The organism is Bradyrhizobium arachidis (assembly GCF_024758505.1).
In the GTDB taxonomy this organism is placed as follows: Bacteria; Pseudomonadota; Alphaproteobacteria; order Rhizobiales; family Xanthobacteraceae; genus Bradyrhizobium; species Bradyrhizobium manausense_C.
Window position 1 is genome coordinate 6,630,898 of the sequence record NZ_CP077970.1, and the last position, 19,769, is coordinate 6,650,666.

Sequence of the window (19,769 nt, forward strand, 5' to 3'; positions counted from 1 at the left end):
GCTTTGCTTTCGGCGTTGACAAAGCAAAGCACTTGAGGGAAATACTTGTCAATGAGAAAGTTTCATTTGCAAATGATTGATACGCAAATATTGCGCATGCGAAAGTTGGCGCTTATTCCGGGCGGAGCTCTCCCGCCAGGATTTAAGCCCATGTACCGATTTTCGAATTCGCTTCCCTACCTGCTCGCCCGGCTCGGCGTGCGGATGGGCGACCTGTTCGCGCGCGTGATCCGTCACGAGAAGTTGTCGCTTCCGATGTATCGCGTACTCGCCGCGCTGTCGGAGCAAGGTCACCCGTTGCGGCTCGGGGAAATCGCCGAGCTGACGTCTGCCGACATCTCAACCCTGTCGCGCATGGTCGCAGAGATGAGCCGCGCCGGTCTCCTGACGCGCGACCGGCCCGAGAACGATCAGCGCAGCCTTCAGGTCGCCCTGACGCCCAGGGGCGCCGAGCTGGCGTCACGGCTGATGCCGCTCGCTGCCTATTATGAAGAGGTCGCGACCGGCAGCATGTCCGCCAGGGAAGCGGCGGAGCTCAAGCGCGTGCTGGTCGAGCTCTACCACAACATCGATCGGCTCGAGCAGGAAGTCGAGGCCGGCTTGATCAAGGTGCCGCCGCCGGCGCGGCCAAAAGAAACCCGCGACGAACGGCCGGAGGCGAAAACCAAGACAAGCCAGCCGCGCGGCAAGACATCACGAAAATAGGGAAACAACCAAGGAGAGGCCATGCGACAGGATCCCATCATCATTGCAGGCGGCGGCATCGGCGGACTTGCAGCCGCAATCGCGCTGGCACGGAAGGGTTTTCTGGTCACGGTCCTCGAGCGCGCGTCGCGCTACCAGGAGATCGGCGCCGGCATTCAGCTCGGCCCCAACGCGTTCCACGCCTTCGATCGCCTGGGGCTCGGCGATGCCGCGCGGTCGATCGCCGTCTTCATCGACCAGCTCCGGCTGATGGATGCGATCTCGGCGGAAGAGATCACCAATATCGATCTGACCAGCTATTTCCGCCGCCGCTTCGGCAATCCCTATGCCGTGGTCCATCGCGGCGATCTTCACGGCATCTTCGTCCGCGCCTGCGAGGCGCATCCCAATGTCACCCTGAGGACCGACTGCGACGTCGTCGGCTACGAGCAGAACAGCGCGAGGGCCACGGCCCTGCTCAAGTCCGGCGAGCGTATCACTGGATGCCTGCTGATCGGTGCGGACGGGCTGAGGTCCCGCATTCGCCAGCAAATGGTTGCCGACGGCGCGCCGCGGATTGCCGGCCACACCACCTATCGTTCAGTCATCCCGACCGAGCAGATGCCGGAGGATCTGCGCTGGAATGCGGCGACGCTGTGGGCGGGTGCCAAGTGCCATCTCGTGCATTACCCGCTTTCGGGCTGGAAGGTGTTCAACCTCGCGATCACTTGCCACAACGACCCGGTGGAGGCTTTCGCCGCCAGGCCCGTGACCCATGAGGAGGTCCTCGAGGGTTTTCGCGACGTGCATCCCCGCGCCAAGGCGATCATTCATCACGGAACAGACTGGAAGGCCTGGGTGACCTCTGATCGCGATCCGACCGATCGCTGGACCGACGGCCGTGTCGTCCTCCTCGGCGACGCCGCGCATCCGATGCTGCAATATTTTGCGCAAGGCGCCTGCATGGCGCTCGAGGACGCGGTTTGTCTCGCCGAAGAGCTCGACCAGACGCGAGGTGATGTCGCCCACGCGCTGGAGCGATACAGAAATGCCCGACTGCTGCGCACGGCGCGAGTCCAGCTCCAGGCCCGGGAGCTCGGCAGCCACGTCTATCACCCGGCCGGCGTCCACGCGCTCTTGCGCAATCAGCTCATTCGCGAAATCAGCCTGGAGCGCTTCTGCGAGAACCTCGCCTGGCTCTATCAGGATCCGTTCTCGGAACGGCCGTCAGACGCCGGACGGAAGGTCGCGCAGTCCTGAACCCGCACGATCGGCGGGCGTGGCGCTAGCCGATCGACTGAAGCGCCGGGAAGGTCTCGAGCAGCCAGATGCTGGCATTGGAGACCGCGCCGGTGAGAAAGCCGATGCCGGTGATCACCATCAGCACGCCCATGGCGCGCTCGACATTGACGAGATGGCCCTTCATGCGCGCGAACAGGGCCGAGAATTGTTCCACCATGAAAGCCGCGATCAGGAACGGGATACCGAGGCCCGCGGAATAGACCGCGAGCAGACCCGCGCCCTTGGTCACGGTCGCTTCCGCCGCAGCGATCGAGAGGATGGCCGCCAGGATCGGCCCGATGCAGGGCGTCCAGCCGAACGCGAAGGCGAGCCCCATGATGTAGGCGCCCCACAGGCCCACGGGTTTCGGGATCGGCAGCCGCCCCTCGCGCATCAACAGGCCGATCCGCGTCAGCCCCAGGAAGTGCAGGCCCATGACGATGATGACGATGCCGGCCAGGATCGAGAGTTCGGCCGACCAGGCGCGGATCAACCCGCCGATCAGCGAAGCGCTGGCGCCGAGCGCGATGAAGATGGTCGAGAAGCCCAGCACGAACAGCAGCGCCGACATCATGATCGCGCGGCGCGAGGTCCCCGGCGGCTCGTCGCTCTCGACGTGCTCGATCGTGGCGCCGGTCAGGTAGATCAAATAGGGCGGAACCAGGGGCAGGACGCAGGGCGACAGGAAGCTGACGAGGCCGGCAATCAGCGCCGCCGGGATCGAAACATTTTGCATGATGCAGTCGGAGCCATATCGAGGCCCGCGAGCCGGCGCGCAAGGATGCACGCGGGGCACGGGCCGAACCGGCTCTGGTGTAACCGATGCTGGGGAATGCGCAACATTTGGCGGGCCATGCCAGGCCCCGCCCGATGCCGCCTGCGATCACAGATACGACACCGGGCCGCGCACAATGCTCGCGAACGCGAGATTGGGCGGCGTGGTTATTTAACCACGCGGAGCAGCGGACGCCGGGGCTGGTCCTGCGTCGGCTTGGCACGAGAAGCGGGATCGCTGGAAACGCCCCGCAGCATTTCGTCGCACAATGCCCGAAGCTCGGCATTGGCAATACCTTTGAGTTTCATTCGCAGGTCGAGGATGACGATCGACAGCAGCTCGGCCGTCTCGCGGCCGTTGCTTTCGTTAAGCACCTTCCGGCACTCCTCGAGCGTCTCTAGCACCGACTGTAATTGTTCGTCTGAATGCAACACCGGCGTTCTTTCCGTTAATTCAACCTGTGAGAAACATTGGCGACCATCCGCTCGGCCGATGATCGCGGGTGAGAATAGCACGGCGAGTCAGGGCCTCCGAACACGTTTTCAGCGCGTTCCGGCTCGGAAATCGGGTTCCATTGCAAACAAAGACGTGAGGCAAAGCCGCGAGTGCGGAGGTCGTGTTCGGAAAATCTGGCGTGATCGAGTGTCCCGTCGACCGGGCAATGTTGTCTGCTCCGGGCGGACGCGATCTCTCGGCAACCGTCTCAAGGCTCGCAACGGAACGCACGCGATACCCCTCATTCCAGGCAAAACGCTGCCCGATTTCCAGCCCCTGGCGCACTCCAATACCTCCAAAAGCACGGTAAGGATGGCGTTCAAAACTCGCCGTTCCCCAACCCGCAGTGGTTGTGGTTTGCCCAAGATTCTGCCAGTTTATCTAGCCGAAAGGACTTGTATGCACCTCTTGGCGGAAAGGGGCGTTCCTCTGGAGGAACGCCAAAAAGCGATCCTCAGCGGCCTCTCGGATTGGGATGCGGCCAGGATATTCCTCGAGGTCGTGCGTCGCGGCAGCTTCCGTTCGGCCGCCGAGCGCCTTTCACTCTCCATCAATGCCGTCCGCCGGAAGATCGACGACTTCGAACGCCAGATCGGTGCCACCCTGTTCACCCGGGACGTGCACGGCACCCATCTTACCGACGAGGGCGCGCTGGTGGTGTCCGCGGTCGAGCGTATGGAGGCCGCCACTTTCGACGTGATGCGTGCGAGTGATTCGGTCGCCAATGCGCTCTCCGGCGAAGTCCGCGTCGCCATCACCGAGGGGCTCGGAACGTTCTGGCTCGCACCGCGGCTGGTCGAATTCCAGCAGGCCTATCCGCACATCCTGGTCGACCTGCATTGCGCGATGCGTTCGGCCGACGTCAGCAGGCACGAGGCCGATGTCGCGATCCATCTGTCGCGGCCGTCCGCGCTCGACATCAAGCTGGTGCGGCTCGGCCGCATGCATCTGATGTTCTGGGCCGCGGAAAAATATATCGAGAAGTATGGCGCGCCGCGCACTGCGATGGAATTGATCAAGCACCGCCTGGTGCTGCAGTTCGCCGACCAGATCGCCGCCAAAGAGACATTTGAGAGCTTCTTCCCGGGCGTTGCGGAGCGTGACCTTCTGGTCATGAAGACCAACGTCTCAAGCGCCAACTATTGGGCTGTCGCGAACGGCGCCGGAATCGGCGTGTTCCCGAGTTACGCGATCGCGCTTGGCGGGAAGTTGGTACCGCTGGAAGTCGAGCTGAACAGACCGCTGGATATCTGGCTGTCCTACCACCCCGGTAGCGGCCGGATTCCGCGCGTGCGGCACATGATTGATTGGCTGATCGAAGCCTTCAATCCAGCGCGCTTCCCGTGGTTCAAGGACGAATTCGTGCATCCACGCGAATTCAAGGAAGTGTATATGGGCGAACCCCTGACCCAGCTCTTCGGGGGATTTTCAACCGAAGAACGGTGAACACTATGAAAGCAGCGGCAAAGAGAATGAAGCAGCGCAGTGCCGGCAAGCCGGACATTGAGCTTGGCAAACGGATCAGGCTGCGTCGCGTCGAGATGAAGATCTCGCAGGCTGAGCTTGGCGAGAAACTCGGCGTCAGCTTCCAGCAGGTCCAGAAGTACGAGAAGGGCGTCAATCGCGTCGGCGCGGCTCGCCTGCAGCAGATCGCTTCGGCCCTCGATGTGCCTGTCACCTTCTTCTACGACGGCGACAACAAGGCGCGCGAGGTCGAGAGCCTGCTGTTCCTCGACTCCGCCTTCAGCCTTCGTCTGCTGCGCGCCTACAGCAAGATCAAGGACCAGACGGTCCAGCGCCAGCTCGTGTCGCTGATGGAATCGATCGCAGCGAACGAGAGCTGAGCCGATCGACCGCTGGGCCGTTGACGGCCAATGTTCAATCGGCCGCGTCGCGGGGGCGCGGCCGGATTGGACGTGAGCTTGCCGCGCGGACGACGTGCGGCTTTTGCTTTTTCGGGGGCTGCGTGCCCCCTTCGCACCCGGATTTCTTTGCTGACAGGGCGCGGTTTTCGCGAACCCTTCCAACCCCTTGTGCGACTCAATCGAGAGCATTCTCGCCGGTTTGCGCCGGCGCGCCCGTGTGCTCGGCTTAATCGGACCGCAACCCCGGTCGCTTAGCTTCGCCTCGGCTTTTGGCGAATCGCCTGGCGACGCAATTGCGGCCACCATCCGTTTCGTACGAGCGCCCGTCCGGGCCTCGTCCTCAAGGGGAAGACCAGAACCATGTTGATGCGCCACGCTGTCATCGTTGCCGTCGGCCTGTTCGCAAGCGGCCCGGCCCTTGCCGATACCGAAAGCCAGACCACGGGACAGGCCGGCATCAAGCCGGCCACGGCGGCCCAGGGCGCAACGCCGGCGCACGCGGCCCCGCCCAAAGCTGCATCGACGCCTGTATCGACCCCTGCATCGACCCCGGAATCCCGCTCGGCCGCGGCACTCGCGTTGTCGCACGAGCCGACCTTCGACGAAGGCTCGGCGCAGCGCATCCGGGACGCAGCGCTCAGCTATGCCGACCTCGCGGTGCGCGGCGGCTGGCCCACCATCCCGACCGACGCGAAATTCGCGCTCGGCACGCAAGGAGCCCATGACGAATTGCTGCGCCAGCGACTGATCATGTCCGGCGACCTCGCCCACGACAAGGCAAGCGGCGCCTTCGACCAGAACCTCGGCGACGCGGTGAAGCGCTTCCAGGCCCGGCATGGCCTCGCGGCAACGGGCACGATGACGCCGCGGACGATCGCGGCGATGAACGTCTCCGTGCACAAGCGCATCCGCCAGCTCGAAGCGTCGCTGGAGCGGCTCCAGCACATGAACTTCGCGTTCGGCCAGCGCTATGTCGTGGTCAACATCCCCGCGACATTTGCCGAGGCGATCGAGAACGACGTCGTCGTGCGGCGCTATCGCGTCATCGTCGGCAAGACTGAAAAACCGTCGCCGACGCTGACTGCCGACATCACCAGCGTCGTCCTCAATCCGACTTGGACGGTGCCGGCTTCGATCGCCAAGGCCGAGATATCAGCGCATATGCGCAAGGACCCGAGCTACCTGTCGCGCATGCACATGGAGGTGCTCGACGCCCATGACAGGCCGATCGACCCGCATTCGGTCGACTGGTCCGGCACGCACACGCCGAACTTCACGGTACGCCAGCAGAACGGCACCTGGAACGCGCTCGGCGCGGTCAAGATCGACATGCCGAACTCCTATTCGGTCTACATGCACGACACCAACATGCGCAACCTGTTCAGCAACGACTACCGCTTCGACTCCCATGGCTGCTCGCGCGTCGACAACGTGCGCGATCTCGCGGCCTGGCTGCTGAAGGACCAGCCGCAATGGAGCCGCGCCGCGATCGATGCCGCGATCACCGGGGGGCAGCATCAGGAGGTCCGCGTCTCCAGGAAGATTCCGGTCGCCTGGATCTACCTCACGGCGTGGATGACCAAGGATCAGACGGTGCAGTTCCGCAACGACGTCTATAACCAGGACGAGCAGTTGCTGGAGGCGACGGCGGAAGAGGCCGCCTTCTTCAGCAATGCCGCCAATCATCCGCTGTCCGCGCACATGGTGCAGTAGCGCCATGCAATCGCGGCACTGAGCTCCCCGCCCCGCCGCGGTTGACCTCGGCTCCGAAGCCGCCGCACAGTGCGCGGCTGCGAGACGAGGTACGCGCGATGTCAGACCTTTCCAATGAGATTTCATTCGCCGACGACAAGATCCTGAAGGCCGTCTCCGACGGCGTCGGCGTGATCACCTTCAACAATCCCGGCAAGCGTAACGCGATGTCGCTGGAGATGTGGGAGGGTTTTGGCCAGGCGCTGACGAGCTTGCTCGACGACGATGCGGTGCGCGTCGTGGTGCTGCGCGGCGCCGGCGGCAAGGCGTTCGTCTCTGGTGCCGATATCAGCCAGTTCGAGAAGACCCGCCACAATGCGGCGGCGTCGGAAGAGTATGCGAAACGGAACGAAGCCCAGCGCGCGCTGCTCGCCGACTATCCGAAACCGACGATCGCCTGCATCCAGGGCTTTTGCCTCGGCGGCGGCATGCAGGTGGCGATGCTGACCGACATCCGCATCGCGTCAGCAAGCAGCCAGTTCGGTATTCCCGCGGCAAAGCTCGGCATCGCCTATGGTTATGACGGGCTGCGCCATCTGGTGTCGCTGGTCGGGCCGTCCTGGGCGCGGCTGTTGATGTACACGGGCATGCGTATCGACGCCGCGGAAGCGCTGCGCATCGGGCTCGTCGAGCGCGTCATTCCGGACGACGAGCTCTGGGGCGCGGTGATGGAGATCGCGCACACGGTTTCAGAGAACGCGCCACTCGCGATCAAGGCGGCGAAGATCACCATTGCGCAGATTTTGAAGGATGCCGGCGACCGCGACATGGAGGCGATCAAGGCGATCGGCACAGCCTGCATGGACTCGGCCGATTTTCGCGAGGGCCGGCAGGCGTTCATGGAAAAGCGCAAGCCGCAGTTTTCGGGGAAGTAGAGCCTCAAGCAGCCCCGGCGGTCCGCATTTGCTTGGCACTTGCGTGCCGAGGACCCTGCAAGATCTCCCTCAAGGCCTGAACGTTGGCGGAGCCCGCACCTTTCCGCCAGATGAGCGCAGTCCACGCCCGGTTCTCTGTTCTTCCCAACGGATGGACGCTCAAGAGCTTTCTGTCGGGAAAAGTGGTGAGAACGCTCTTTGGAATCAGGGCCACGCCCATGCCCGCAACGACGCAGCCCAACATGGCGTGATATGATGCGAGCTCGATCATGCGTTCCGGCATTTCATTTCGCTTCGCGTACCAGTCTTCGAGCCGCTTGCGATGCGGGCACCCGTGTTCGAAGACGATGATAGTACGCGGCAGCTTGATACCACTCTTGCCGATCGGCGGATGATTGACGGCCGCAATGATCGCCAACTCTTCCACGAAGGCCGGCGCCTTCTCGAACGGCGCGTCGACGATCGGTTCGGCAACGAGCGCCGCATCGATATCGCCGGCGAGAATGGCGCTCGCCAGAACCTGCGGATTGCCGGTGCGAAGCTCCAGAACCACCTCAGGATGACGCCGGTGGTATTGGCTGAGCAATCCCGGCAGCCTGACAGCCGCCGTGCTCTCCATCGCGCCGAGGCGGAACGTACCGCGGGGCTCTGCATCTTGCAGGGCGTCGCGTGCCTCATCCGCAAGCGCGAGCAAGCGATTGGCGTAGCCGAACAGCACTTGCCCCTGGGGAGCCAGATGAAGACGTTTCCCCTCTCGAATGAACAGGGCTACCCCGAGATCCTCCTCCAACTGCCGGATGCGAGTTGTGACATTGGACTGAACGCGGTGCAGCCGCTCGGCAGCCCGCGTCACACCGCCTTCGCGCACCACAGCAACGAATATCCGCAGGTCCGACAGATCCATATATCTCTCAACGTGATCAAGTATATCACAATTATTCATTATATGTGATGACACACCTTCGGTAAAGATCATGGCAGTCTCACACAGGAGCCCATCCGATGATCGTCACCGTATTTCGCACGCGACTAAATCCCGGCGTGCAGGATGAATATGGGCCGATGGCCAAACGCATGAGCGAACTGGCGCGAACAATACCCGGTTACATCTCGCACAAGGGCTTTGTCGCCGACGATGGAGAGCGCGTGACGATCGTCGAGTTCGAAACCGAGGAAGCGCTCCACCAATGGCGGATTGATCCCGAGCACGGCAAGGCAAAGAGGCGTGGGGTCGAGGCCTTCTTCAGCGAGTTCAAATTCCAGATTTGCAGTGTCATCCGGGAGCGAATGTGGACGGCAAAGGCACCCCGCGGCGTTTGAGCCCGCGATCAACCGTTGGATAAAAGCACCGGATCAGAGCGCCGCGAGCACCGCCTTGGTGATCCCCGCAGTGCCGTCGCTGCCGCCGAATTCCATCGGTTTCATGCCGCTGGCATAGGCCTTGTCGACGGCGCGGTCGATGCTGTCAGCCGCTTCGGCTGCGCCTTCGAGGCCATGCTTGTCGGCGAGCCAGTCCAGCATCATCGCGGCCGACAAGATCATGCCGGTGGGGTTGGCCTTGCCCTGCCCCATGATATCTGGCGCGGTGCCGTGGCAGGGCTGGAACACGGCGTATTTGTCGCCAATGTCGGCCGACGGCGCCATGCCGAGGCCGCCGATCAGGCTCGCGGTGATGTCGGAGACGATGTCGCCGAACATGTTCTCCATCACCATCACGTCAAAGTCCCAGGGCCGCTTCACCAGCATGGCCGAGCAGGCATCGACATAGAGCCGGTCGGTCTTTACGTCCGGATGGCGTTTTGCGATCTCGTCAAAGATGCCGCGGAAGAAGGCAAAGGCCTTGAACACATTTGCCTTGTCGACGCAGGCAAGCGCTCCGCGCTTGCCGCGCGCCTTGCGCCGCTCGGCGAGGCGGAACGAGAATTCGAACAGGCGCTCTGAGGTTCTTCGCGTGATCACCATCGTCTCCCGCGCGTCCTCATGCGTGACGACGCCCTTGCCCATCGAGGCGAACAGGCCTTCGGTGGATTCCCTGATCACGACCATGTCGATGCCGCGCTGGTCGGCGCCGACGATCGGGCTCGGCACGCCGGGAATGAGGCGCGCCGGGCGCACACCGGCATAGAGGTCGAAGATGAAGCGTAGCTCGATCTGCGGCGCGATCTCGGTATTGTCGGGGTAGCGCACCGATGGCAGGCCGCAGGCCCCGAGCAAAATCGCGTCCGCCTCCTCGCACAGCTTGATCGTGCTATCAGGCATCGACTTGCCGGTCGCGAGATAATTGTTGGCGCCGGCCGGCGCCTCGGTGAAGCGGAAGCTCAATCCCGACTTCGCCTCGATCTTGCGCAGCACCTCGAGTGCCGGCGCCATGACTTCGGGGCCGATGCCGTCACCGGCGAGCACGGCAATGTGGAAGGCGTTGTTTGCGGACATGGGGATTCCCTTGGGAGATAGAGTCATTCCGGGGCGGCACGAAGTGCCGAACCCGGAATCTCGAGATTCCGGGTTCGATGCTCGCATCGCCCCGGAATGACAGAATGTACTACGGCGTCAGCACCGAGCGCCCGACCACGGCGCCCTTCTGCAACTCCAGCAGCGCATCGTTGGCCTTGTTGAGCGGCAGCGGCGTGACGGGGATCGGCGGGATCTTCTTGGCGCGGACGAGATCGAGCAACTCCTGCGTTTCGCGCAGGTTTCCGACATAGCTGCCCTGGATGGTCACGGCCTTGATTGGGATCAGCGGCAGCGCCCAGGTCGCGCCGCCACCGAACAGGCCGACGATCACGAGCTTGCCGCCCTTGGTCAGGCAGTCGAAGCCGAGCTGCGTGGTCGCGGGATTGCCGACGAGGTCGATCACGGCGCGAATGGGCCCGCCGGCCTTTTTCGCCAACTGCTCCGGCGCATCCGGCGCCTTGCCGTCGACGGTGGCGAGTGCACCCGCCTGCTCGGCGGCCTCGCGCTTGCGAGAATCGATGTCGACGACGATGGCGCCCTTGCCGCCCATCGCCTTCAACAGCGAGAGCGCCATCAGACCGAGGCCGCCGGCGCCAAAAATCACGATCGGCGTATTGAAGTGCTGCTCGACCTTCTTCAGCGCACTGTAGGTGGTCACGCCCGAGCAGGCATAGGGCGCGGTCGTCGCGGGATCGAGGCCTTTGAGGTTGAGCAGGTAGCGCGGATGCGGCACCAGCATGTGGTCGGCATAGCCACCGTCGCAGTAGACGCCGAGCGAACGCGGCGTCAGGCACATGTTCTCGTCGCCGCCGCGGCAGGTCTCGCATTTTCCGCAGCCGATCCAGGGATAGACCAGGCCGACATCGCCGAGCCTCAGTTCACCCTGGTCGGACGGCTTGACGTCGGGACCGAACGCCAGGACCTCGCCGACCGTCTCGTGACCCATGGTCAGCGGCAGTGCGATGCCGCGATCCTTCAATGACAGCGGTTTGCGGCCGTGGCCGAGATCGTAGCCGCCTTCCCAGATGTGGAGGTCGCTGTGGCAGACACCGGCGGCCTTGACCTTGATCAGCACCTGCGTGCCCGACGGCTGCGGCGTCGCCTCGTCGAACTCCTTCAGCGGTGCCTTGAAATCGGCGACCTTGAAACTCTTCATGAGCGTTCTCCCGCATGCTTCTTGTTGTCGCCGGCAGCATGCCATGCCGGCCGCAACGAGACAAACTCGGGCTTGTCTTAGGTTAGACCAGCGGATGATGGCAAGCGACGAGCTGGCGCGGGGCGATTTCGCGCAGTTCCGGCATCTCGGCGCTGCAACGCTGATCGGCGCGCGGGCAGCGGGTGCGGAAGCGGCAGCCCGAGGGCGGCGCAATCGGCGATGGTGGCTCGCCTGTCGCCACACTTTCCGCGGGCCGCACGTCGGGATTGGGGACCGGGATCGCCTCCAACAGCAGCGCCGTGTAGGGATGCGCGGGCTTTGCGAACAATTGCTCCGACGGCCCGACCTCGCACAGCCGGCCGAGATACATCACCGCGACCCGGTCGCTGACGGCTTTGACCACCGCGAGGTCATGCGCGATGAACAGCAGCGTCAGGCCGAACCGCGCCTTCATCTCCTCCAGCAGATTGAGGATTTGCGCGCGAATGGAGACGTCCAGCGCCGAGACCGGCTCGTCGCAGACGATGAATTCGGGATTGAGCACCAGCGCACGCGCGATGCAGATGCGCTGGCACTGGCCGCCGGAAAATTCGTGCGGAAGGCGTCCGACCACGAGATCCGGATCGAGGCCGACCGCGCTCAGCACCTCCCAGACGATCTGTTTGCGCTTTTCCGCATCCTTGACCCCAGCGATGATCAGGGGCTCGGCGACGATGTCGCCGATGCGCCGGCGCGGATTGAGCGAGGCGATCGGGTCCTGGAAGATGAGCTGCACGCGCTGCCGCATCTTGCGCAGGGTCTCGCCCTGCATCGCCGTGAGATCGTGGCCGTCGAACAGCACGCTGCCGGATTTGGGGCGCCGCAATTGCAGGACGGCGCGGCCGAGCGTCGACTTGCCGCACCCGGATTCACCGACCAGGCCCAGCGTCTCGCCACGTGCGACCTCAAGGCTGACGCCAGACACGGCGTGGACGGTCCTGTTGCCGAGACCGTATTCGACGACGAGATCGTCCACCTTCAACAGCGGTTCGTCGGAGGGGTTGCGGGCAGCGAGCTGCATCATGCGCCGACATCCTCGGCCATCTGGATCGGATGGAAGCAGGCGTAGAAATGTCCTGCGGTCTCGGCGGCGGAGAGATCAGGCTTGGCCTGATGGCAGCGACCGGCGGCGTAGCGGCAGCGCGGCGCGAACGAGCAGCCCGGCAGCGGCCGCGTCGGATCCGGCGGACGGCCGGAGATCGCCGGCAGCGGCGTATGCGGCGCGGTCTCGAGTTTTGGGATCGCCGCCAGCAGCGCCTCGGTGTAGGGCATGTGCATCCGCTTGAACAAGGCCTGCGTCGGCGCGCGCTCCACCACCCTTCCCGCATACATCACCGCGACCTCGTCGGTGCGCCCCGCCACAACGCCGAGATCGTGGGTGATCAGGATCATCGCCATGTGGCGGCGGCGCTGCTCGCGCGCCAGGAGATCGAGGATCTGCGCCTGGATCGTCACGTCGAGCGCCGTGGTCGGCTCGTCCGCGATCAGAAGTTTTGGCTCGCAGGACAGCGCGATCGCAATCGCGATGCGCTGGCGCATGCCGCCGGAACATTGATGCGGATACTGCGCGAGCCGCTGCTCCGGCGCAGGGATGCCGACTGCCGTCAGCAGCTCGATGCTGCGCTTCTTCGCGGCCGGCGCGTCGAGCTCGAGATGCTCCTGGATCGTTTCCATCAATTGTGTGCCGATCGTCAGCACCGGATTGAGCGAGGTCATCGGGTCCTGGAACACGACCGCGAGATCACGCCCGCGCAATTTGCGCAAGCTTTCAGGGTCGAGCCGCGCCAGATCCTGGCCGTCGAACATCACACGCCCGGTGAGCTTGGCCTTCTTCGGCAGCAACTGCAGGATCGCGCGCGACAGCATGGTCTTGCCGCAGCCGGATTCGCCGACCACGCCGAGCGTGCGCCCGGCCTCCAGCGTGAGGTCGACATGATCGACGGCGCGCAGATTGCCGCGTGGCGTCGGCAGCTCGACCGCAACGTCCTGGATGGACAGCAAGGCCCCGCTCACAGCGCCCCCTGACGCGGGTCGGTGAGCGCCCGCAAGGTGTCGCCGACCAGATTGAAGGACAGCACCGTGACGAACATCGCGACGGCCGGCAGGAAGGCGAGCCGCGGCGCCATCTCGAGGCTCTCGCGCCCCTCCCCGATCATGCTGCCCCAGCTCGCCATGGGCGGCGGCACGCCTAATCCGAGGAACGACAGCGAGCCCTCGGCCACGATGGTGACGGCGACACCGAGCAGGAAGAAGGCGAACAGCGGCAGGAACACATTCGGCAACAGCTCGCGCAGCAGGATGCGCGCATGCGTGGCACCGAGCGCCTCGGCCGCGATTACGAATTCCCGCCGCGCCAGCGTCAGCGTCGCCGCGCGCGACACCCGCATGAAGGCAGGGATGCCGAGGAAGCCGAGAATGAACGTGAGATTCGGAATCGACTGGCCGAGATAGGCGACCACCGCGAGCGCAAAAATCAGCGGCGGAAAGGCGAGCAGCACGTCCATGCTGCCGACCACAAGCGTCTCGAACCGGCCGCGGAAATAGCCGGCGAGCAGGCCGAGCGCGCCGCCGACGGTCAGGCCGATCAGCGGCGCACACAGGCCGACCGTGAGCGACACCCGCGCGCCCCAGATCAGGCGGGACAGCTCGTCGCGGCCGAGCCCGTCGGTGCCGAGCCAATGCTCGGTCGAGATCCAGGCGCGACGCTCCAGCATGTCCATGTCGACAGGGTTTTGCAGCGGCAAGACCGGCGCGAGGATCGCCACCGCGAAGATGATCACGATCCAGGAGATGGCGAACCAGAACAGAAGTCCGAGCCTGCGCTTGCGCCGCACCGGCTGTTCGACCTCTTCAGGCAGCGAGAGTTCAAGCGTGGCCATGGCGAATCCTGGGATCGAGGACCGCATAGAGCATGTCGACGATGAAGTTCATGATCACGAAGCCGGCGGCGACCAGCAGCACCACGCCCTGGAGGATGATGAGGTCGCGGGTGAGGATCGCACCGACCAGCAGACGGCCGATGCCCGGCAGCGCAAAAATCGATTCCACGATCAGCGCGCCGCCGATCAGACGGCCGATATTGATGCCCGTGATGGTGACGAGTGTCAGCGACGACGGCTTGAGCGCATGCACGAACAAAATACGCGCCGGCTTCAGACCCTTGGCCTTCGCCAGCGAAATATAGTCCTCCTGCAAGGTCGCGATCATGTCGGAGCGCAGCACCCGCATGATGCCGGGCCATTCCGCGAGCGCCAGCGTAAGCGCGGGCAGGACGAAGAATCGCAGGTTTGCGATGGGGTCTTCCGTCAACGGCACATAGCCCGTGGCCGGCAGCCAGTGCAGCTCGACCGCGAACAAATAGATCAGGAGGATCGCGGAGAGGAAGGACGGCACCGACAGCATGGCAAAGGCGCTGCCGGTCATGAAGCGATCGAACGCGCTGCCGGCGCGGGCGGCGCAGGCGATCGCGAGCGGCACGCCGATCACGAGCCCGATGATCTCGGCGAGCAGCATCAGCTCGATCGAAACCGGAATCCGCTCGGCGACCGCCTGCAGCACCGTCTGCCCGGTGCGGAACGAGCGGCCGAGATCGCCCTGCACGACCTGGCCGACCCAGCTGAGGTATCGCCACCACAACGGCTGATCGAGGCCCATGTCATGGCGCAGTGCGGCGACCTTTTCCGGCGTCGCCTGATCACCCAGGATGACATAGGCGAGATCGCCCGGCAGCAGCGAAGCGATCAGGAACGTGAGCAGCGAGACGGCGAGCAACACCGGCACGAGATAGATGAGCCGCCGAACGATGAAGTTGAGCATCGCAGGCTCAGTCCAGCCAGACGTTGGAGACGTCCAGCACGCTGTTGTACATCTTCGGCAGGCCCTTCACCCGGCTCGACGAGAGGGCGTAGTAGGTGTTCTGGAAGGTCCAGAACCAGATCGCCTCCTTGTTGATCAGGCGGCTGACCGCGCAATAGTCCTCACTGCGCTTGTCGATGTCGGCGGTCGACCGCGCGTGATCGAGCAGGCGGTCGAGCTCCGGATCGGAAAAGTTGGCGAGCGCGACCGGGCTGCCGGTCTTGAAATTGGCGTACATCTGCGGATCGGGATCGGCGAGGTCGACGATGCGCCACGGCGTCAACTGGAACTGACGCATGAAGGCGCGCGGCACGATGGTGGCCTGATCGATCTGCTCGATCTCCATGTTGGCGCCGACCCGCTTCCAGAACTGCTGGAGTACCTGGCCGATCATACGTCCGCGCGGCGTCGCGGAGACGATCATCTTGAAGTCGACCGGCTTGCCGTAGTCCTTGAGCAGCGCCTTGGCCTTCTCGGCATCTTCGGGCAGCGCACCATCGTCCTTGCACTTGACCCAGGAGCCGCTGCCGTAGGGGTTGCTGGCAGGCTTCGCCAGACCGTTGGTGGTCGCCTGCGACATCTTCTTGCGATCGAGCGCCATCACCAGCGCCTGGCGCACGCGCACGTCGTCGAACGGCGGTGCCTTGGTGTTGAAAGCGTAGACCTGGGCGCCCGATCCCGTATAGGCGTGCACGGTCAGCTTGGAATCCTTCTGCGCCTTCTGGATGTTGTCGGCGTCATATTCGTCGTCCCAGATGATGTCGGCTTCGCCCGATTGCAGCGAGGCGAAGCGCGACTGGGCATCCGGCAGCGGCTTCAGGGTGATGCGGTCGAGATAGGGTTTGCCCTTGTCCCAATAGTCCGGATTCTTTTCCAGGATCATGCGGTCGCCCGCGGTCCAGGATTTCAGGATGTACGGACCGGTGCCGACCGGGTTGCGGTTGTAGTCGTCGCCCTTGGTCTTCCACGCGGTCGGCGACTGCATCGCGTTGTTGGAGCTCTGGATGGTCACCGTCGCCGGGAAATTCACGGACGGGTCGCTGAAATTATAGACCACCGTGAGATCGTCGGTCGCCTGCACGCTGATGATGGTGGAGATGTAGAAGGCGCAGCGGCACTTGTTGGCGGGATCCTTCTGGCGGTCGAAATTCTCCTTCACGGCCTGCGCATTGAACGGCGTGCCGTCGTGGAATCTGACGCCGGGCCGCAGCTTGAAGGTCCAGGTCTTGAAGTCGTCGGAATGCGCCCATGACAGCGCAAGTTTCGGCTTCAACTCGCCCTTCTCGTCGAGCGCGACAAGCGTGTCGAAGATCGCGGCGGCCGCCGTGAAACCCGAGGAGTCGTAGACGCCGACCTTGAGCGGATCGAAGCCGGGAATATCCAGTTCCTGGCCGACGGTAATGCTGCCGCCCGATTTCTGGGCTTGCGCGGGCTGGGCCAGCGTCCCAAGCGCAAATGCCGTCACAAGGAAAATCGGCGCAAGCCCGCGCGCTGCGGCAGCCGCGTTCGTCATGGTGTCCTCCCAAAGTCTCTCGTCCGATGTTTCGGATCGCTTGTGACTTGGTCGAGATTGGCGAGATTCACCGGCGACGGCAAGAGGAACGCGCGCGCGAGTTGAATCGCCGCACGTCTCGTCCGCTGTGCGGAATAAAGCTAGCTCGAGGCAGCGGCCTTGTTCGATGTTCCTTCGGCCTCACCAAGACCCGCCTCACGCAAAAACTCCTGCGTGTGCTCGCCGAGCACGGACATGTGCTTGCCAGCGCTCACATCGGCGCCCGACATCCGGAACGGCAGATTCAGCACCTGGAACGTGCCACCCTCGTCCGTCACGTCGGTGAGCGCCCGACGATGCGTCAATTGCGGATCGGCCAACGCTTCGGCGACGGTGCGGTAAGCCGACGCCGGCACGCCCTCTGCATCGAGCGCCGCGAGACATTCCTTGGTCGTCAGCGGACGCGACCAGGCTTCGACCCCGTCCATCATGTCGCCCCAGTTCGCGCGCCGCACGCCATAGGTGACGAAGCGCGGATCGGAGATCCATTCGGGGCGCTTGATCGCCTTCATCAGGTTCTGAAAGCTCTTCTCGCTGGAGATGGTGATCATGACATAGCCGTCCGCCGTCTCGGTCGGGCCGAACATCGGCCGCGGCGGCGGCTCAACCTCGAACTGGGCCGTCTGCAACTCGACCACCGTCAGCGTCAGCATCGATTCCAGCATGGAGACGTCGATGTGCTGGCCGAGGCCGGTGACCGAGCGCTGATAGAGCGCCGATGCAATCGCGCCAAAGCCATAAGTGCCGGTGACGACGTCAGCGTGGTAGATGCCGCAATAGTCCGGACGGTTGCGGCCGGGCTGATGGGCGAGATGCGCCATGTCATAGCCGGAGGCCGCGTGGATCACCGGCGCGTAGGCCGGCAGCTCTGCCGATGGACCCGTCTGACCGTAACCGGAGATCGAGCAATAGATCAGCCGGGGATTGAGCGGACGCAAGCTGTCGTAGTCGAGCCGCAGCCGGTGCATCACGCCGGGGCGAAAGTTCTCGACCAGGATATCCGATGTCGCAACCAACCGGCGGATCGCCTCATTGCCTTCTTCCGATTTCAGGTCGAGCACCATGCTCTTCTTGCCGACATTGAGCTGGCCGAACACGGTGCTGCAGCCGTGGCGGAGCGGCGGCCTGGTCCGCATGGTCTCGCCGCCGTCGGTCTCGATCTTGATCACCTCCGCGCCCATGTCGGCGAGCATCCGCGAACAATGGGGGCCGGCGATGGTGGTCGAAAAATCCAGCACGCGCAGGCCGGCAAAGGCCTTTGTCGTCGCGCCCTCATGCTTATCTGCTAGCTCCATCCCTGACCTTGTCCTCGGCGTCCGTTTTGGAACCACGCCTGTTGTGGCCTCTTGATGCGCCGACCCTAGAGGGCGGCGGCCTGGCAGGAAAGTCTTTACCTGGACGGGAGCGTCCGCAGGGATGGCTTGGAATTGCATGCCTTGGAATTGGATGCCTTGAAATCGGTGTCTTGGAATCGGTGTCTTGGAATTCGCAGGCAACTGGACCCGATCTTGCATAGCAGCAATCGGGCTCGGCAGAGGGCGGCCGTTCTTGAGGGTCTTATTTGTCACGACGGAAATGGACGACTTTGTCCGCGTGGGCGGACTAGGCGCCGTTTCTGCTGCGCTTCCCCGCGCGCTCCGTCCCTTCGCCGATATCCGGATCATGTTGCCCGGCTATCGCGACATCATCGAACAACTCACGCATCTTCAAATCGTTGGCCGCTGTCCGGCATTCGCGGAGATGCCGGCCTGCACACTGGGCCGGGCCGCCACCCGCGACGGCCTGCCGGTCTATGTGCTGCTGTGCTCGCAGCTCTACGACCGTCCCGGCAATCCCTATGGCGACGAGTCCGGACGCGACTGGCCCGACAACGACATCCGCTTCGCGCGCTTTGCGTCAGCGGCTGCCGAGCTTGCCATGGGCAGCCTGGACAAAAATTGGGCAGCAGACCTGATCCATGCCAATGACTGGCAGGCTTCGCTCGTGCCGGCCTACCTCGCCTGGCGCGGCGCAAAGTTGCCGTCGATCCTGACCATCCACAATCTCGCCTATCAGGGCCTCTTCCCGAAGGAGTCGCTACGGCGGATCGGCGCACCGGAGAGCTCATTCCACATAGACGGGACCGAGTTCTACGACCAGCTCTCCTTCCTCAAGGCCGGGCTGGTCTATGCCTCGCATCTCACCACCGTCAGCGGCACCTATGCCCGCGAGATCACCACGGAGGAATTCGGCTGCGGCCTCGAAGGCCTGTTGCGCGTGCGCTCCGACGCATCCGAGCTCACCGGCATCTTGAACGGCATCGACGAGAGCTGGGATCCGCGTTCCTGCGCACAGCTCGCGCAACAGTTTGGCGCCGGCGATTGGGTCGGCAAGCGCGCGAACGCCGATTATGTGCGCAAGCAGTTCGGGCTCGCAGTGTCACGCGGGCCGATATTCGGCATCGTCGCCCGCCTCGTGCATCAAAAGGGCATCGATCTTGTCCTGTCGGCGGCCGACGAGATTCTGGACGCTGGCGGACAGATCGTGGTCACCGGCTCCGGCGAGCCGGCGCTGGAGCAGGCGCTGATCGACGCGCATCGCAGGCGGCCGGATGCCATCGGCGTTGCGATCGGCTTCAACGAGGCCCAGGCGCGGCGCATCTTCGCGGGCAGCGATTTTACGCTGATGCCGTCGCGCTTCGAGCCGTGCGGGTTGAGCCAGATGTATGCGCAGCGGTTCGGCTCGCTGCCGATCGGCCATCAGACCGGCGGATTGGCCGAAACCATCACCGACGGCGAGACCGGCTTCCTGTTCACCCAGCCGTCGCGGGACTCGCTGCTCGGCGGCATCCGCCGCGCATTCTCGACCTTCATCGCACAGGACCGCCTCGACTCGATGCGCCGCAGCGCCATGGCGCGGTCGTTCAGCTGGACCATTTCAGCGTCCTGCTACAGCGCACTGTATCGGAAAATCGCGTCGGCGTGAGGCGGCTGAGCCCGTCACGACG

Annotated in this window: 19 protein-coding genes; 8 read left to right on the forward strand and 11 right to left on the reverse strand. The window is 64.1% G+C overall.

Annotation, left to right across the window (positions count from 1 at the left end):
• Nucleotides 1–150: 150 nt before the first annotated feature.
• A complete protein-coding gene (locus KUF59_RS30620; protein ID WP_212455910.1) occupies nucleotides 151–705 on the forward strand; it encodes a MarR family winged helix-turn-helix transcriptional regulator in 555 nt (184 codons plus the stop codon).
• Between the two features lie 21 nt (nucleotides 706–726).
• Entirely contained in the window at nucleotides 727–1,944 is a 1,218-nt protein-coding gene (locus tag KUF59_RS30625; RefSeq protein WP_212455911.1) for a 3-hydroxybenzoate 6-monooxygenase, read from the forward strand.
• 25 nt (nucleotides 1,945–1,969) lie between these two features.
• Here the strand turns inward: KUF59_RS30625 and KUF59_RS30630 are convergent, their stop codons facing one another.
• Nucleotides 1,970–2,701 (reverse strand): cytochrome c biogenesis CcdA family protein, encoded by a 732-nt coding sequence (locus KUF59_RS30630; protein ID WP_212455912.1) that lies wholly within the window; start codon nucleotides 2,699–2,701, stop codon nucleotides 1,970–1,972.
• Between the two features lie 206 nt (nucleotides 2,702–2,907).
• Entirely contained in the window at nucleotides 2,908–3,174 is a 267-nt protein-coding gene (locus KUF59_RS30635; RefSeq protein ID WP_212455913.1) for a hypothetical protein, read from the reverse strand.
• 460 nt (nucleotides 3,175–3,634) lie between these two features.
• Between KUF59_RS30635 and KUF59_RS30640 the strand changes: the two genes are divergently transcribed.
• From KUF59_RS30640 to KUF59_RS30655, 4 genes are all read left to right on the forward strand, one after another.
• A complete protein-coding gene (locus KUF59_RS30640) occupies nucleotides 3,635–4,681 on the forward strand; it encodes a LysR family transcriptional regulator (protein WP_212456022.1) in 1,047 nt (348 codons plus the stop codon).
• A gap of 26 nt (nucleotides 4,682–4,707) precedes the next feature.
• Nucleotides 4,708–5,079, forward strand: a complete 372-nt coding sequence (locus KUF59_RS30645) for a helix-turn-helix domain-containing protein (RefSeq protein WP_020608151.1) — start codon at nucleotides 4,708–4,710, stop codon at nucleotides 5,077–5,079.
• Between the two features lie 381 nt (nucleotides 5,080–5,460).
• Nucleotides 5,461–6,813, forward strand: coding sequence for a L,D-transpeptidase family protein (locus KUF59_RS30650; RefSeq protein ID WP_212455914.1), 1,353 nt, complete (start codon nucleotides 5,461–5,463; stop codon nucleotides 6,811–6,813).
• 98 nt (nucleotides 6,814–6,911) lie between these two features.
• Nucleotides 6,912–7,727 (forward strand): enoyl-CoA hydratase, encoded by an 816-nt coding sequence (locus KUF59_RS30655; RefSeq protein WP_258767297.1) that lies wholly within the window; start codon nucleotides 6,912–6,914, stop codon nucleotides 7,725–7,727.
• Nucleotides 7,728–7,731: 4 nt separating this feature from the next.
• Here KUF59_RS30655 and KUF59_RS30660 read toward each other — a convergent pair whose 3' ends face one another.
• Nucleotides 7,732–8,631 (reverse strand): LysR family transcriptional regulator, encoded by a 900-nt coding sequence (locus tag KUF59_RS30660; protein WP_258767298.1) that lies wholly within the window; start codon nucleotides 8,629–8,631, stop codon nucleotides 7,732–7,734.
• A 98-nt stretch (nucleotides 8,632–8,729) separates the two neighbouring features.
• On the opposite strand from KUF59_RS30660, the gene KUF59_RS30665 reads away from it, so the two are divergent.
• The gene (locus KUF59_RS30665; RefSeq protein ID WP_212455917.1) at nucleotides 8,730–9,047 is read left to right on the forward strand and encodes an antibiotic biosynthesis monooxygenase family protein; all 318 of its coding nucleotides are present in this window, start codon (nucleotides 8,730–8,732) and stop codon (nucleotides 9,045–9,047) included.
• A 33-nt stretch (nucleotides 9,048–9,080) separates the two neighbouring features.
• On the opposite strand, the gene KUF59_RS30670 is transcribed toward KUF59_RS30665, so the two are convergent.
• From KUF59_RS30670 to KUF59_RS30705, 8 genes are all read right to left on the reverse strand, one after another.
• Nucleotides 9,081–10,160 (reverse strand): isocitrate/isopropylmalate dehydrogenase family protein, encoded by a 1,080-nt coding sequence (locus KUF59_RS30670; protein WP_258767299.1) that lies wholly within the window; start codon nucleotides 10,158–10,160, stop codon nucleotides 9,081–9,083.
• 109 nt (nucleotides 10,161–10,269) lie between these two features.
• Nucleotides 10,270–11,337, reverse strand: coding sequence for an alcohol dehydrogenase (locus KUF59_RS30675; protein ID WP_258767301.1), 1,068 nt, complete (start codon nucleotides 11,335–11,337; stop codon nucleotides 10,270–10,272).
• 82 nt (nucleotides 11,338–11,419) lie between these two features.
• Nucleotides 11,420–12,400: an ABC transporter ATP-binding protein gene (locus tag KUF59_RS30680; RefSeq protein ID WP_258767302.1), complete on the reverse strand. Its 981-nt coding sequence runs from the start codon at nucleotides 12,398–12,400 to the stop codon at nucleotides 11,420–11,422.
• Nucleotides 12,397–13,389: an ABC transporter ATP-binding protein gene (locus KUF59_RS30685; protein ID WP_258767303.1), complete on the reverse strand. Its 993-nt coding sequence runs from the start codon at nucleotides 13,387–13,389 to the stop codon at nucleotides 12,397–12,399. Before KUF59_RS30685 ends, KUF59_RS30680 begins: the two co-directional genes overlap by 4 nt.
• Entirely contained in the window at nucleotides 13,386–14,255 is an 870-nt protein-coding gene (locus KUF59_RS30690) for an ABC transporter permease (RefSeq protein ID WP_212455922.1), read from the reverse strand. The genes KUF59_RS30685 and KUF59_RS30690 overlap by 4 nt, the downstream gene beginning before the upstream one ends.
• Nucleotides 14,242–15,192, reverse strand: coding sequence for an ABC transporter permease (locus tag KUF59_RS30695; protein ID WP_212455923.1), 951 nt, complete (start codon nucleotides 15,190–15,192; stop codon nucleotides 14,242–14,244). Before KUF59_RS30695 ends, KUF59_RS30690 begins: the two co-directional genes overlap by 14 nt.
• Nucleotides 15,193–15,199: 7 nt before the next feature.
• A complete protein-coding gene (locus KUF59_RS30700) occupies nucleotides 15,200–16,744 on the reverse strand; it encodes an ABC transporter substrate-binding protein (RefSeq protein WP_212455924.1) in 1,545 nt (514 codons plus the stop codon).
• Nucleotides 16,745–16,884: 140 nt separating this feature from the next.
• The gene (locus KUF59_RS30705; protein WP_212455925.1) at nucleotides 16,885–18,078 is read right to left on the reverse strand and encodes a CaiB/BaiF CoA transferase family protein; all 1,194 of its coding nucleotides are present in this window, start codon (nucleotides 18,076–18,078) and stop codon (nucleotides 16,885–16,887) included.
• Between the two features lie 280 nt (nucleotides 18,079–18,358).
• Between KUF59_RS30705 and glgA the strand changes: the two genes are divergently transcribed.
• A complete protein-coding gene (glgA, locus tag KUF59_RS30710; RefSeq protein WP_249139993.1) occupies nucleotides 18,359–19,747 on the forward strand; it encodes a glycogen synthase GlgA in 1,389 nt (462 codons plus the stop codon).
• The last annotated feature ends 22 nt before the right edge of the window (nucleotides 19,748–19,769 follow it).